General features: G+C 65.4%; 13 protein-coding genes. 1 reads left to right on the top strand and 12 read right to left on the bottom strand.

All coding sequences use genetic code 11. From position 1 onward, the window contains the following. Positions 1-6: 6 nt before the first annotated feature. From ACFSCT_RS02700 to ACFSCT_RS02690, 3 genes are all read right to left on the bottom strand, one after another. Positions 7-1,395 carry a phosphohexomutase domain-containing protein gene (locus tag ACFSCT_RS02700; RefSeq protein ID WP_379139944.1) on the bottom strand — a complete coding sequence of 463 codons (1,389 nt, stop codon included), beginning with the start codon at positions 1,393-1,395 and terminating at the stop codon, positions 7-9. Then, positions 1,395-2,846, bottom strand: coding sequence for a mannose-1-phosphate guanylyltransferase/mannose-6-phosphate isomerase (locus ACFSCT_RS02695; RefSeq protein ID WP_379139942.1), 1,452 nt, complete (start codon positions 2,844-2,846; stop codon positions 1,395-1,397). The genes ACFSCT_RS02700 and ACFSCT_RS02695 overlap by 1 nt, the downstream gene beginning before the upstream one ends. Positions 2,847-3,025: 179 nt before the next feature. Beyond that, complete coding sequence (locus ACFSCT_RS02690) at positions 3,026-3,874, bottom strand: amidohydrolase family protein (RefSeq protein WP_379139941.1); 849 nt, start codon at positions 3,872-3,874, stop codon at positions 3,026-3,028. Between the two features lie 129 nt (positions 3,875-4,003). Between ACFSCT_RS02690 and ACFSCT_RS02685 the strand changes: the two genes are divergently transcribed. Beyond that, entirely contained in the window at positions 4,004-5,044 is a 1,041-nt protein-coding gene (locus ACFSCT_RS02685) for a Gfo/Idh/MocA family protein (protein ID WP_379139939.1), read from the top strand. A gap of 10 nt (positions 5,045-5,054) precedes the next feature. On the opposite strand, the gene ACFSCT_RS02680 is transcribed toward ACFSCT_RS02685, so the two are convergent. The 9 genes from ACFSCT_RS02680 to ACFSCT_RS02640 all read right to left on the bottom strand — a co-directional run bounded on the left by ACFSCT_RS02680 (position 5,055) and on the right by ACFSCT_RS02640 (position 13,719). Beyond that, on the bottom strand, positions 5,055-6,143 hold the full coding sequence (locus tag ACFSCT_RS02680) for an ABC transporter ATP-binding protein (protein ID WP_379139937.1): 1,089 nt from the start codon (positions 6,141-6,143) through the stop codon (positions 5,055-5,057). Next, complete coding sequence (locus tag ACFSCT_RS02675) at positions 6,140-6,940, bottom strand: ABC transporter permease (RefSeq protein ID WP_379139936.1); 801 nt, start codon at positions 6,938-6,940, stop codon at positions 6,140-6,142. Before ACFSCT_RS02675 ends, ACFSCT_RS02680 begins: the two co-directional genes overlap by 4 nt. After that, a complete protein-coding gene (locus ACFSCT_RS02670; RefSeq protein ID WP_379139934.1) occupies positions 6,940-7,734 on the bottom strand; it encodes an ABC transporter permease in 795 nt (264 codons plus the stop codon). The genes ACFSCT_RS02675 and ACFSCT_RS02670 overlap by 1 nt, the downstream gene beginning before the upstream one ends. A 127-nt stretch (positions 7,735-7,861) precedes the next feature. Then, complete coding sequence (locus ACFSCT_RS02665) at positions 7,862-8,872, bottom strand: ABC transporter substrate-binding protein (RefSeq protein WP_379139932.1); 1,011 nt, start codon at positions 8,870-8,872, stop codon at positions 7,862-7,864. Positions 8,873-8,927: 55 nt separating this feature from the next. Continuing rightward, positions 8,928-10,391 carry an aldehyde dehydrogenase gene (locus ACFSCT_RS02660; RefSeq protein WP_379139930.1) on the bottom strand — a complete coding sequence of 488 codons (1,464 nt, stop codon included), beginning with the start codon at positions 10,389-10,391 and terminating at the stop codon, positions 8,928-8,930. 12 nt (positions 10,392-10,403) lie between these two features. Further along, entirely contained in the window at positions 10,404-11,441 is a 1,038-nt protein-coding gene (locus ACFSCT_RS02655) for an LLM class flavin-dependent oxidoreductase (protein ID WP_379139928.1), read from the bottom strand. Continuing rightward, positions 11,438-12,358 (bottom strand): flavin reductase family protein, encoded by a 921-nt coding sequence (locus ACFSCT_RS02650; RefSeq protein WP_379139926.1) that lies wholly within the window; start codon positions 12,356-12,358, stop codon positions 11,438-11,440. Before ACFSCT_RS02650 ends, ACFSCT_RS02655 begins: the two co-directional genes overlap by 4 nt. Next, on the bottom strand, positions 12,345-13,145 hold the full coding sequence (locus tag ACFSCT_RS02645; RefSeq protein ID WP_379139925.1) for an alpha/beta fold hydrolase: 801 nt from the start codon (positions 13,143-13,145) through the stop codon (positions 12,345-12,347). The genes ACFSCT_RS02650 and ACFSCT_RS02645 overlap by 14 nt, the downstream gene beginning before the upstream one ends. Next, on the bottom strand, positions 13,117-13,719 hold the full coding sequence (locus ACFSCT_RS02640; protein ID WP_379139924.1) for an amino acid synthesis family protein: 603 nt from the start codon (positions 13,717-13,719) through the stop codon (positions 13,117-13,119). Before ACFSCT_RS02640 ends, ACFSCT_RS02645 begins: the two co-directional genes overlap by 29 nt. Positions 13,720-13,748: the final 29 nt, after the last annotated feature.

Raw genomic sequence — 13,748 nt, 5'->3', positions numbered from 1 at the left:
TCTGCCCTAGGCTTTTTCGGTGATAAGCCGGGTCAGATCGGCCACCTTCCGTTCCAGAAGCGCCCTGTCGCCCCGCGATTCCACGTTGAGCCGCAACACCGGTTCGGTGTTTGAGGCCCGCAGGTTCAGCCGCCATTCCCCCATGTCCAGCGACAGCCCGTCCATTTCGTCGCGCGCAACCGCATCGGGGCCATATTCCGCCTCGACCCGCTGGCGGATCGCCGGCACGTCCTCGACCAGAAAATTGATCTCGCCCGACGACGGAAAGGCCGCTCGCCGCGCCGCCACCAGTTGCGAGAGGTCTTGCCCCGACCGCCCCATCAACTCGACCACCAGAAGCCACGGGATCATACCGCTGTCGCAATAGACGAAATCGCGGAAATAGTGGTGCGCCGACATTTCGCCGCCATAGACGGCATCATGGGCGCGAAGCGCCGCCTTCAGGAAGGCATGGCCGGTACGGGCCTGAACGGCATGACCCCCCGCCTTGGCCACCACATCCTGCGTGTTCCAGATGACCCGCGGGTCGTGGATGATGCGCGCCCCCGGCTCTCGCGCCAGAAAGGCCGCGGCCAGCAGCCCGACCATATATTCGCCGTCGATGAACGCACCGGTTTCGTCGAAGAAGAAGCAGCGGTCGAAATCGCCGTCCCACGCCAGCCCCAGATCCGCGCCCGCCGTGCGCACCGCATCGGCGGTCGCCGGCTGGTTCTCGGGCAGAAGCGGGTTGGGGATGCCGTTCGGAAAGCTGCCGTCGGGCTGGTGGTGCATGCGGATGAATTCCAGCGGCGCGCCGCGTTCGGCAAGGGCGGCGGCAATCGCGTCAAAGGTCGGTCCCGCCGCGCCATTGCCGGCGTTCACGACGATTTTCAACGGACGCAGGGCGGCGACATCGACGAATTCCATCACCCGCGCGACATAGGCTGCCCGCGCCTCGACCGCCACGTCGCGGACCGAGCCACCGGGCCGAGGCGCCCCGAAATCATCCGCCTCGGCCAGATCGCGGATCGCGCCAAGACCGGTCGCGGTGTCCAGCGGCGCCGAGCCGGCGCGCACCATCTTCATGCCGTTGTAATCCATCGGATTATGCGATGCCGTGACCTCGACCCCGCCGTCGGCGCCGAAATGGGTGACGGCGAAATACATTTCTTCGGTGCCGCAAAGGCCAAGATCCAGCACCTCGACCCCTTCATCCTGCAACGCTTTTGCGACGGCGCCGGCCAGCTCGGCGCTGCTGGCGCGAATGTCGCGGCCAAGAACGACCCGGCGGGCGTCCAGCGCCCGCGCAAACCCCCGCCCGATTCGGTAGGCGATGCCGGCATCCAGATCCTGACCCAGACGGCCACGGATGTCATAAGCCTTGAAGCAGGTCAGCGGCGTTCGGTTCGCGGGCATCAGCCTTTGGCCCCTTGCCCGCGCGCATAAACATCCTCATAGCGGATAATGTCGTCCTCGCCCAGATAGCTGCCGGTCTGGACCTCGATCAGCACCATCGGGACCTTGCCCGGGTTCTGCATCCGGTGGACGGCGCCCAAAGGGATATAGACGGACTGGTTTTCGGTCAGCAATCGCACCTCGTCATCGACGGTCACCTTTGCCGTGCCCTGCACCACGATCCAGTGCTCGGCCCGGTGGTGATGGCTTTGCAGGCTCAGCGAGGCGCCGGGGTGCACCACGATACGCTTGACCTGAAAGCGGCCGCCAAGCACCAGCGTCTCGAACCACCCCCACGGCCGATAGTCGCGCGGCAGGGTTTCCGCCTGCGCCGCGCCCTTGGCCTTCAGGATCTCGACCGCCTTCTTCACGTCCTGGGCCCGATCCTTGGGGGCGACCAGCACCGCGTCGGGCATGGCGATGGCGATGATGTTATCAAGCCCGATCCCCACCAGCACCTGCCCTTCGGATTCCGCCCGCAGCAGCGTGTCGCGGCAATCCACCGCCTCGGCCGGTCCCGACAGCGATACGCCGTTGTCGTCGGGCACCTGCTCGCGCCAGACCGCGTCCCAGCCGCCAAGGTCCGACCAGCCGGCGGAAAACGGCACCACCGCCAGATTCGGCGCCTTTTCCATCACCGCGTAATCGACCGAAATCGACGGTGCGCCTGAAAATGCCGCCGGGTCGAGCCGCAGGAAACCCAGATCGGCCTTGGCATTCCTGACCGACCGTTCGACCGGGCCGACCACATCCGGCGCATAAGCCTGAAACGCCTGCACCAGATCGGCCGCCCGGGCCAGAAAGATACCCGCGTTCCACAGGAAATTGCCCGAGGCGACCATTTCGGCCGCCCGCGCCGGCTCGGGCTTTTCGACAAAGCGCCGCAGATCGACCGGGGCGCCGTCCGCATCGGGCCGGCCGTCAAGCTCCAGATAGCCATAGCCGGTTTCGGCCCGGTCGGGGCTGATCCCGAAGGTGATCAGCTTGCCCTGCGCCACCGCCGAAAGCCCGCGCCGGACCGCATCGCGAAACGCCGCCGAATCCGGGATCGCATGGTCCGAGGGTGCGATCAGCATCACCGCGTCGGGGTCCTGCGAGATAAGGTAAAGCGCCCCTGCCAGCACCGCGGGCGCGGTATTCCGGGGCTCTGGCTCGATTATCACCGCGCCGGGATCGATGCCGACTTCGGCCAGTTGCTCGGTCACGATAAAGCGGAAATCGCTGCCGGTGATGATCACCGGCGCGGCATAGCTCGCGCTGTCCGCGAACCGCTGCGCGGCCTGCTGGAACAGGGTGCGATCCCCCAGAAGCGATGCGAATTGCTTGGGATAGGATTTTCGCGACAGCGGCCACAACCGCGTCCCCGACCCCCCCGACAAAATCACCGGGGTGATCTTTTGTTCACCACTCATATCGCACCATCGTGCAGGAACCCAAATACGTCAGAGGCTAAAGCGCATCTTCCCGTCAAAAGCAAGGTAGCGGACAAACTGCGGGCCTTTCCCTTGCCGATTACATGACGACCCAACCCCGATGACCGGGGCCCGGTTTCCGCCGACCGCATATTAGGCCGGCACTGGTTGAGAGCAAGTTAACCGCCGCCCACCCGCCAGATTTTTTCGGCATTCCCCGAGAACAGCGCCACGCGCTCGGCCGGAGAGACGCCCGCCAGCACGGTTCGGCAGGTTTCCACCCATTTCGTCAGCCCGCCGCCCTGCGTGCAGACGAACCAGTCGCTGCCCCAGACCACCCGGTCGAAACCGAAGGCCGCGACGACATGTTCTATCCAGCGGCGCATGTCCTCCGCGGTCCAGTCCTTCGCCGCATAGGAAGGTATGCCCGAGACCTTGGCGCTGAGGTTCGGGCGCTTTGCCAGCGCCGAGATATCCCGCGCCCAACTGTCGAATTGACCGCCGGCGATGTCCGGCACGCCGCAATGGTCCAGCACGAAGCGGGTCTCGGGGGCGGCATCGACCAGTTCCATCGCCAGCGGCAGTTGCCGGGCCAGCATGCAGATATCAAAGGGCAGGCCCGCCGGGCCAAGCCTGCGGATGTTCTGCCGGAACCGCGCCGTCTGCGACAGCGCGTCCGGCACGACATGCAGGACGCGGCGGAACCCGACGACCGAGGGCCGCGCCTGCGCCCGTTCGATTTCGGCGGCAAAGCCATCATGCTCGGGCCGGCAGGCGCTGATGATGCCGACGATCGGCACATCCTTGCGTGGCGGCAGGGATTCGATGAAATCGACCTCGGCGCCGATCATGTCCTCGGCCGCGTCGACCTCCATATGCAGGGCGCGGGTGATGCCGCAGGCGCTGGCCTCGGCCGCATATTCGGCGTGGCTCCAGTCGCGGTCCAGCGTGCCGGCATCCCTGATCCACGGATAGCTGATGCGGCTGCGATCCACGAGATGCAGATGCGTGTCGAATATGCTTTCCACGAAAACCCCGCTAACCTGCCGACGGGCCCGGCGTGCGCGGCGGGCCCCTATGCTATCAAGACCAAGTTGCGCGGCCTGCACAAGGGTGTGGGTATGCCGCCCGGCATCAGGAACACAAAGGAACCGCCGTTGAACGATTTTCCCACAGCACGTCTGGCCGTCATCGGGCTCGGGATGGCGACGAAACCGCATCTTGAGGCGCTGGAGCAGTTGCGCGGCCGGGTCGAGGTCTCGGGCGGCATGAACCGCACCCGCGCCAAGGCCGATGCGGTGGCGGCCGCGCATGGCTGGCGGGTCTTTGACGACATCGAACAGATCGCCGGGGATCCGGGCACCGACGGGGTGATTCTTGCCACGCCGCCGGATCAGCGGCTGGAGATCGTCGAGACATTGGCCCGGGCGGGAAAGCATATCCTGCTGGAAAAGCCGATCGAGCGCACGCTGGCCGCAGCCGAACGGATCGTCGCAATCTGTGAGCGCCACGGCGTGACGCTGGGCGTGGTCTTTCAGCAAAGGATGCGCCCGGCGGGGCAACGCCTGCGCGCTTTGCTGAACGAGGGGCGGCTGGGCACGCTGGCGCTGGTCCGGGTCGACGTGCCGTGGTGGCGCGACCAGTCCTATTACGACCAGCCCGGTCGCGGCAGTTATGCCCGTGACGGCGGCGGGGTGCTGATCAGTCAGGCGATTCACACGCTGGACCTGATGGGCAGCATGACGCCGCCGGTCCGCGCGGTTCAGGCAATGACCGCGACCACGCGCCTGCACCGGATGGAGGCCGAGGATTTCGCGACCGCGGGGCTGACTTTTACCGGCGGCGCTGTCGGCGCGATCACGGCCACGACGGCGAACTTTCCGGGCGGCCAGGAAAGCATTACGGTCGCGGGGACGCTGGGCACCGCCCATCTGCGCGGCGGCGAGCTGACCGTGAACTGGCAGGACGGACGCAGCGAAAGCCTTGGTCAGGCCGGCGGAACGGGTGGCGGCGCCGATCCGATGGCGTTTCCCTGCGACTGGCACCGCGACATCATCGCCGATTTCGCCGATGCGATCCACAACGGCACCTTACCCGCGATCAGCGGGCGCGAGGCCTTGCGGGTTCATCGGCTGATCGACGCGATCACGCGGTCGGCCGCCGAGGGTCGAAGGATAGAAATGCCGGAAGGCGACTGAGGGGGGCGGCTCAGGCCTCGGCAAAGACATGGGCGTTCTCGGGCTGCCAGCTTACGTGAAGCTGATCGCCCTGCGCCACCTTTCCGAACATCGGATGGCCGAAGTTCAGCCGCACCGACAGATCTTCGCCCCAGCCGGTGCGCGCGGTAACGGCGTTGTTGTTACCCAGAAAGGTGACGTCCCGCACGGTCACGGGAAGCGAGGCGCCCGCAGGTCCCGGCTGGCCTGAAAGCTCGATCCGCTCTGGCCGCAGCATCAGCGCCGCCTTGCCGTCGATCTGGCCGGCGCCGTGCATCGGAATGCCGTTCAGCGCCGATCCGTCCGCAAAGCGCAGATCCGCGCGCCCGCCCTGCACCCCGGCCAAGCGGCCGTTCAGAAACGCGCTGTCGCCGATGAACCCGGCCACGAAATGGGTGGCGGGGCTGGCGTAAAGGGCGCTTCCGGTGCCCACCTGTTCGATCTTGCCGTGGTTGAAGATGGCGATGCGGTCGGACAGGCGCAGGGCTTCTTCCTGATCGTGGGTGACGTACAGGATGGTGACCCCGGTTTCCTGATGGATGCGGCGGATCTCAAGCTGAATTTCCTCGCGCAGTTTCTTGTCCAGCGCCGACAGCGGTTCATCCATCAAGAGAACCGGCGGATCATAGACCAGTGCCCGGGCCAGCGCGACGCGCTGTTGCTGGCCGCCGGACATATTAGCGGGCATCCGGTCCTCGAATCCCGCCAGACGCACCAGCGACAAAGCGTGTTTCACCTTGGCGTCGATCTCGGCCTTGGGCAGGCGGCGCACGCGCAGCGGAAAGGCCACGTTCTCACCCACGCTCAGATGCGGAAACAGGGTATAGCGCTGAAACACCATGCCGATGTTGCGCTTGTGGGACGGGGTCGACAGGATCGACCGGCCGCGCAACAGGATGTCGCCGGCGGTCGGATCCTGAAACCCGGCCAGAATGTAAAGCGTGGTCGACTTGCCCGAGCCCGAGGGGCCCAGAAAGGTCATGAACTCGCCCTCCTTGATCTCCAGCTCGACATGATCGGTCGCCACCACGCTGCCGAATACCTTGCGGACGCCGTTGATGTGCAGATACGGGCTGGTCATCTGGATTTGCCTTTGCGGATCAGGGCCGCCACGATCATCAGAACCACGGTCAGCAGAACAAGAAGGGTCGAGGCGGCGGCGATCACCGGGGTCAGGTCCTGCCGCAGCGTGGTCCAGACCTTGACCGGCAGGGTTTGCAGCGTCGGCGAGGCCATGAAGATCGCCAGCACCACCTCGTCCCAGGAAATCAGGAAGGAAAAGATCGCGGCCGAAAACAGCCCCTGACTGATCGCCGGCAAGGTGACGCGGAAACGCGCCTCCCACGGGGAGGCGCCGCACAGGATCGCGGCATCCTCGATCGACGGATCAAAGGTTTCCAGCGCGCCCGATATGGTGATGATCGCAAAGGGCAATGCCACGATCACATGGGCGATGACAAAGCCGATCAGCGTCCCGTTCAGCCCGATCCGCAGAAACGCCGCATAAAGCGCGACCGCGATGATCACCACCGGCAGCACCATCGGCGTCAGGAAGAACGCCCGCAGAACCTCGCGCCCGCGGAACCTGCCGCGCACCAGTGCGAATGACGCGAGCAAGCCCAGAACGACCGAGACGATCATGACGATCACCGCGATCTTGGCCGAGTTCAGCGCCGCCCCGATCCAGCGCGGATCCGCGAACAGCTCGCGATACCAGTTCAGCGTCCAGCCGGGCGGCGGAAAGATCAGCCAGCGCGAGTTGCCAAAGGAAAGCGCGATGATGAAGACGATCGGCAACAGCAGGAAAAGCGCCATCACCACGCAAATGCCGACCAATGCCCAGCGCCACGGCCCCAGCTTGTCGAAATTCAGCAGCATCAGGCCGCCCCCCTGCCGTCGACCAGCCGCAGTTGCAGCGCGTAAAGCGCCAGCGTGACGACCAGAAGGATAAAGGCCGCCGCCCCGCCCATGCCCCAGTTCACAAGGCTTTGGACCTGCTGCACGATCAGCTCGGCCAGCATCATGTTCGAGGTGCCCCCGAGCAGCGCCGGCGTCACGAAATAGCCCAGCGACATCACGAAAACCATCAACGCCCCCGAGGCGATGCCGGGCACCGCCAGCGGCAGCAGGATCCGGCGCAGCGCCTGCCATCGCGTCGCGCCGCATAATGCCGCCGCCTGCAGGATGGCGGGGTCGATCTTGCGGATGACCCCCTGCAGCGGCAGGATCATGAACGGCAGCATGATATAGACCATGCCGATGGTCACGCCGACCAGATTATTGGTCAGTTGCAGGGGTTTTTCGATGATCCCCAACGCCATCAGCCCGCGATTGATCAGCCCGGTCTGCTGCAACAGCACCATCCAGGCATAGGTCCGCGCCAGCAGGTTCGTCCACATGCTCAACAGGATGATCGCGAATATCAGACCGGCCAGCCAGCGCGGCATGATGACCAGCGCCCATGATACCGGAAACGCGATCAGCGCCGTCACCAGCATGACCACCCCCGCCACCAGAAAGGTATTGAAGAAGATCTTCAGATAGGTCGAGGAACCAAGCAGCGTCTGGTAATTCTGCAATCCGGGCACGGGCTCGGTAACCGACCGGCTGAGCAGCACGACAACGGGAACCACGAAGAACGCCAACAGAAGCAGCAGCGCCGGCATCGCCATGCTCAGCCCTGATCCACGTCGTGATGGCGCCAAAATGGACAGCATTCGGTTACCTCGGTCTCGGCGGCAAAGTATCGGCGGCAGATCACGGCCCGCGCGTGCGGGCCGCGCATGCTTCGTCAGGCGGTCATTCGGCCTGCCACTTGTACCAGCGGTTGCCGATTTCATCGCGGTTATCGGCCCAATAGGACATGTCCGCGTTGATCTGGGTCGCGGTCTGGGCGTCGGGCAGGGTCTTGCGTACATCCTCGGCCATCAGCGCGGGCGCGCCGGTGTTGATCGGCGCATAGCCCGTCTTGGTCGCGAAATCGGCCTGTGCCTGCGCGCTGGTCGCCTCGGCGATGAACTTCATCGCGGCGTCCTTGTTGGGCGCGCCTTTCGGCACGACCAGCCCGTCGGCGGCGGTGATGTTGTTATCCCAACTGATCCCGACCGGCAGACCGTCCGCCTGCATCGCGGCCAGACGCCCGTTCCAGAACAGCCCCATGGGCGCTTCGCCCGAGGCCAGAAGCTGCTGCGACTGGGCACCGCCTTCCCACCAGATGATGTCCGATTTGATGGTGTCCAGCTTCTTGAAGGCGCGGTCGAGATCAAGCGGATACAGCTTGTCCGGGGCCACGCCATCGGCCAGCAGCGCGGCCTCGATCACGCCGGGCGCCGACCATTTGTAAAAGGTCCGCTTGCCCGGAAATTTCGTGGTGTCGAAAAGATCCGCAAGCGTCGCCGGCTTGTCGCCGCTGAAATTGCCCTCATTCCAGCCCAGCACGAACGAATAATAGAACGAACCGACGGCATAGTCGGATACGAAACGCGGATCCAGTTTGGACTTGTCGATGATGGTGAAATCCAGCGGCTCCAGCAGATCCTGCTTTCCGGCTTGCAGCGCCCAGTCGAATTCGACATCGACCACGTCCCAGTTGGTGGCCTTCGCCTCGACCATGGCCTTGATCTTGCCGTAATCGGTGGGGCCGTCCTGAACTACGTTGATGCCGGTTTTCTCGGTGAACGGCGCCGCCCACATTTCGGCCTGCGCGTCCTGTGTCGTCCCACCCCATGAGGTAAAGACCATTTGCTGGGCCGAGGCCATGCCTGCGGCGAGGCTAAGCGCGGCGGCCAGTGCGATTATCTTGCTGGTCATTCTGTTTCTCCTCTGCATTCCTGTTGGGATGCCCGGTGTTGTCCACGCGGGCGGTTCAGCGCATCACGAAAGGATCGGGGATCGGATCGTCCGAGGTTCTCAGCCAGACGGTCTTGACGGTGGTGTAATCCAGCGCGGCGGCCATCCCGCCCTCGCGCCCCTGTCCGGACAGGCCATGGCCGCCGAAGGGCGCGATGGGCGAAACCGCGCGATAGGTGTTCACCCAGACGATGCCCGCGTGAATGCCGCGGATCATGCGATGGGCGCGGCTCAGATCGCGGGTGAAAACGCCCGAGGCGAGCCCATAGTTCGTTGCGTTCGCGAGCGCCAAGGCCTCGGTCTCATCATCGAAACCCACCACCGACAGGACCGGCCCGAACAGTTCCTCGGTGACGCAGGGCGCGTCGGGCGCGCCCGAGCAGTCAAGGATCGTCGGCGGATAGTAAAACCCCGCGCCCTCGACGGGCTTACCGCCGGTGATCAGCCTGGCTCCCGCCTGAACCGAGGCATCCACGATCCGCTGGATCCGGTCGCGTTGACGGCTGGTGCAAAGCGGACCGATCTCGGTTTCCATCGCTTCGGGCGCGCCGATGCGCACGCCCTCGGCGGCGGCCTTCAGGCGTGCGAGCATTTGATCCTTGACCGCGTGTTGGACCAGATGGCGCGACCCGGCGACGCAGCTTTGCCCGGTGGCGGCGAAAATGCCCGCCACCTGCGCGTTCGCGGCGCTGTCCAGATCGGCATCCGCGAACACGATAAAGGGTGATTTGCCGCCCAGTTCCAGCGAGGTCTTGGCCAGATTCACCGCCGAAGCGCGCACGATATGCCGCGCGGTTTCCGGGCCGCCGGTGAAGGCGATATGGGCGACCTGCGGGTGTTCGGTCAGGGCCTGCCCGGCATCCGGCCCGCCGGTCAGGATGTTCACCACGCCCGGCGGAAACCCCGCCTGATCGACGAGTTTTGCAAAAGCCAGCAACGGCGCCGGGCCGTCCTCGCTGGCTTTCAGCACCACCGTGCAACCCGCCGCAAGCGCCGGGCCCAGCTTGACCGCCGACAGGAAAAGCTGGCTGTTCCACGGCACGATCGCGGCCACCACGCCGACCGGCTCACGCCGAAGCCATACCTCCATATCCGGTTTGTCGATGGGCAGATGGGCGCCCTCGATCTTGTCGGCCAACCCGGCGTAATAGCGATAGTATTCGGCCACATAGGCGATCTGGGCACTGGTTTCGCGAATGATCTTGCCGGTGTCGCGGGTTTCCAGCCGGGCCAGTTCGGGCGCGCTCTGCTGGACCAGATCGGCAAGCCGGAACAAGAGCTTGCCCCGCGCCGAGGCGGTCAGCCCGGCCCATTCGGGGGCGCGAAAGGCGCGTGCGGCGGCGCGAACCGCCCGGTCTACATCGCCCGCATCGGCCATCGACGTCACCGCCCATGGCTGGCCGGTGGCGGGGTCGAGGCTTTCAAAGCTGCCCGCCCCGTCCTCGAACCTGCCGTCGATATAGTGCTGAAACCGTTCCATGCCCCGCGCGCCTCAGCCGAATGCCGGCATGACATCGCGGATGAACCGTTCGAGCGAGGCGCGCTTGCGTTCAAAGCTCATGCCGCTGTCGATCCAGAAGCTGAATTCGTCGTAACCCAGCGCCTCATAGGACTTGATCCGGTCGATGACCTCGGGGGCCTCGCCGACGATCTGGTTCTTGCGCATCGCTTCGGGCGAATAGAACGGGTGATTGGCCGCATCTTCCGGCGTGATCCGCTCGATCATCCCCATCGAGACCGGCTTTTCGTTTTTGAACCACGCCCCGAAGTAATTGTAGAACATGTTCAGTTCCTCGGCGCCGCGCGTTACGTCCGCGGCATCACCGGCCACATAGGTGTGGCGCAGCACCATGATCTTCGGGCGCGGAACCTCGGGGAATTTCGCGCAGGCGGCGTTGAACCGCTCCATCAGGCTGACCACTTCCTCATCGCCCAGATGCAGCGGCGTGACCTGCACGTTGCAGCCATTGGCCACGGCGAATTCATGGCTGTTCGGGTCGCGCGCCGCCACCCAGATCGGCGGATGCGGCTTTTGGACCGGCATCGGGGACGAGGTGGTTTTCGGGAACTGCCAGAACTCGCCCCGGTGTTCGTAATCACCCTCCCACAGCTTGATCACCGCCGGAATCAGCTCGCGCATGCGCATGCCCGCGCCCCAGGCGTCCAGCCCCGGCAGCATCCGTTCGTATTCATAGCTATAGGCACCGCGCGCGATGCCCAGATCCAGCCGGCCGCCGGTGATGATATCGGTCATCGCCGCCTCACCGGCCAGACGGATCGGGTTCCAGAACGGCGCCACGATGGTGCCGGTGCCGACACGCACGTTCTTGGTCCGGCGCGCGATGTCGATCAGGTTCAGGAACGGGTTCGGCGCGATGGTGAAGTTCATGCCGTGATGCTCGCCCGTCCAGATGGCGTGCATGCCGCCTTCGTCGGCGATCCGGCAGAGCTCGATCATCTCCTCGTAAAGCCGGACCTGGTCCTGATCGGGGGACACGCGCTCCATATGGACGAAAAGTGAGAATTTCATGCCGTGCCCTTCCATTTCCCTGAAACCCGGCCGCTTTCATGCGAGCCGAAATAGACGCCGTAGTTGCCCAGCTTCGATTCCTCGGCCAGCCGGCTTAGCATCGACCGGACGGCCGGATCGGCGACGGCCTTCAGCGTGTCGGGATCCAGCGTCACGAACCGGCCCTCCTGCGCCAGCGTCGTCGCCGCCGGGCATCTGAAAACGATGTGCTGCTGGCCCGCGTCCCGGCCTTCGTAGATCGCATAGATCTCGCCCGGTTCGGCATCGTCGGCGGTTCTGGACAACAGCCGGTTCAGCGCCGATTGCAGCCCGTCGCGGCCGATCCGGGTTTCCGGCAGCGTATATCCGCCCTCGCCGTCGTCCAGCAAAAGCACCCTGCCGCCGCATTCCAGTATCACCGAAACCACCACGTCCGGCCCGGCCGGCAGTTGCGCGGCGGTCTGCGCCGGGGTGATATAGGCGCCCCGATAATAGCCAAGCCCGGGTTCCTGCGAGGCAGCGAAATCCTTGATCTGCCCGATCAGGATCGCATGGTCGCCGGCCTCGACCACCTGCCAGACCGCGCAGTCGAACCATGCCGAGGCGCCTTCGATGATCGGTGACCCGGCGGTTCCGGTATGCCAGTCAAGATCGGCAAAGCGATCCTCGACCGGCCGGGCGAAGGTGGCCGAGACGTCTTTCTGCCGTTCCGCCAGCACGTTGACCGCGAATCCCTGCGCCTGCGCGAACTGGGCGTAGTTTCGGGAACTGCGCGCGATCGACACCAGCAAAAGCGGCGGGTCCATCGACACCGAGGAAAACGAATTCGCGGTAAAGCCAAGCGGCCGGCCGTCGGCGGCGGTGGTGGTCACCACGGTGACCCCGGTCATGAAGCACCCGAATGCGTCGCGCAGGGCGCGCGGTTCAAACTCGGTCATCGGCGATCTCCTTCCGCGAAAGCCAGTCACGCAAGGCGGCGTTGACCGGATCGGGGGCGGTCAGGTTGACCATGTGGCGATGACCGGCGATGACCACCGCCTGTGCATCGGGCATCTGGGCGGCCATCTGGCGGGTCATCTGCGCGCTGGAGTTCAGATCGCCCTCGCCGGTCAGCAGCAAGGCGGGGCAGGCGATCCGGCCGATACGGTCGGCATAGACCGCATCGCCCGCGGCGAAGGCGCGATAAGCGGTGGCATAGCTTTGCGGATTCATCTGCGACAACCAGCCGGCGACCCGGTTCCGCACCGCGACATCGCCTGTGCCAAACCAGCGTTGCAGCGGCCCGTCGACGCTGCCATGGCCGCGGGCGATCTCATCGGCGCGGGCCAGAACGGCGGCACGGGCCTCGGGCGTTCGGCGATAGACCGCGTTCAACAGCGCCAGCCGGCGGATCAGGTCGGGATGCTCGACCGCCAGTCCCGCCGAGATCAGCGCCCCCATCGAATGCCCGGCAAGGTTGACCGGCCCCAGATCCAGCGCCCGGATTACCGACGCACCCCATGCCACGAAATCGGGCAGACCCGCGCCGGATGACAACGGCGTGCTTTCGCCATGGCCGGGCATATCGACGGCGATGACGTGGTGGTGCCGGGCAAGCTCCTCGATCTGCGGGCCCCACGCCTCGGCCCGCATGCCGACCCCGTGGATCAGCAGCAAGGGCTCACCCGTGCCCGCCTGTATCAACCGGGCCGTGCCGTCAGACAGCGGCAGGGTTCGCGACATCATGGCCCAGATCCTTGAGGTCCTGATAGCGGTCGCCGATGCGGTGATGCGGGCGGCCGCCGATCGACGCCCCCAGCGCCACCACGATCTCATCTGCGGCGGGCGCGTCGGGAATCGCGAACTGAATGGTCAGGTAATGCGACCGGCGCCCCTCGTCGTTCTTGTCCATCAGCGGGATCATGATCGGGCAATTCGCCGGCCCGCGCGTGTTGGTGAAGGCCAGATAGCTTTTCGCGCCGACCGCCTGCCGGTAATGGTTGCCGAAGCGCAGGGTATGGATCAGCGCCGAGGCATGCTCGACCTCGCCGTCCAGACCCACGACGGCGGCCTTGCCATACCCCTCGACCGCCGAGCCCGACCCGGTGACATCCAGAATCATCCCAGTCAGCAAGGCGCCCAGTTCCGGCGCGACCGCGTGGATTTCAGGCTTCAGATCGTCGACGAACCCGCGCCCGGCCCAAGGATTCTTCAGCACGGCGGCGGCGGCGACCAGCTTCAGCGGTTGGGCCGCAACCCGCCCGCCCTCGATCAGCGTGGTTTCGACATTCAGAAGCGTCTTTCGGATGATGGCGGCCATTTTCGATCCCGATCTCGATTCGTTGACGA

This window comes from Paracoccus pacificus, from assembly GCF_042680785.1.
Taxonomy (GTDB): Bacteria; Pseudomonadota; Alphaproteobacteria; order Rhodobacterales; family Rhodobacteraceae; genus Paracoccus; species Paracoccus pacificus.
This window is presented reverse-complemented; position numbering and strand designations above follow the sequence as displayed.

Coding starts and splice junctions, on each gene's coding strand:
- ACFSCT_RS02700 (WP_379139944.1), bottom strand. CDS start 1,395: ATGCCCGCGAACCGAACGCCGCTGACCTGCTTCAAGGCTTATGACATC.
- ACFSCT_RS02695 (WP_379139942.1), bottom strand. CDS start 2,846: ATGAGTGGTGAACAAAAGATCACCCCGGTGATTTTGTCGGGGGGGTCG.
- ACFSCT_RS02680 (WP_379139937.1), bottom strand. CDS start 6,143: ATGACCAGCCCGTATCTGCACATCAACGGCGTCCGCAAGGTATTCGGC.
- ACFSCT_RS02675 (WP_379139936.1), bottom strand. CDS start 6,940: ATGCTGCTGAATTTCGACAAGCTGGGGCCGTGGCGCTGGGCATTGGTC.
- ACFSCT_RS02670 (WP_379139934.1), bottom strand. CDS start 7,734: ATGGCGATGCCGGCGCTGCTGCTTCTGTTGGCGTTCTTCGTGGTTCCC.
- ACFSCT_RS02665 (WP_379139932.1), bottom strand. CDS start 8,872: ATGACCAGCAAGATAATCGCACTGGCCGCCGCGCTTAGCCTCGCCGCA.
- ACFSCT_RS02660 (WP_379139930.1), bottom strand. CDS start 10,391: ATGGAACGGTTTCAGCACTATATCGACGGCAGGTTCGAGGACGGGGCG.
- ACFSCT_RS02655 (WP_379139928.1), bottom strand. CDS start 11,441: ATGAAATTCTCACTTTTCGTCCATATGGAGCGCGTGTCCCCCGATCAG.
- ACFSCT_RS02650 (WP_379139926.1), bottom strand. CDS start 12,358: ATGACCGAGTTTGAACCGCGCGCCCTGCGCGACGCATTCGGGTGCTTC.
- ACFSCT_RS02645 (WP_379139925.1), bottom strand. CDS start 13,145: ATGATGTCGCGAACCCTGCCGCTGTCTGACGGCACGGCCCGGTTGATA.
- ACFSCT_RS02640 (WP_379139924.1), bottom strand. CDS start 13,719: ATGGCCGCCATCATCCGAAAGACGCTTCTGAATGTCGAAACCACGCTG.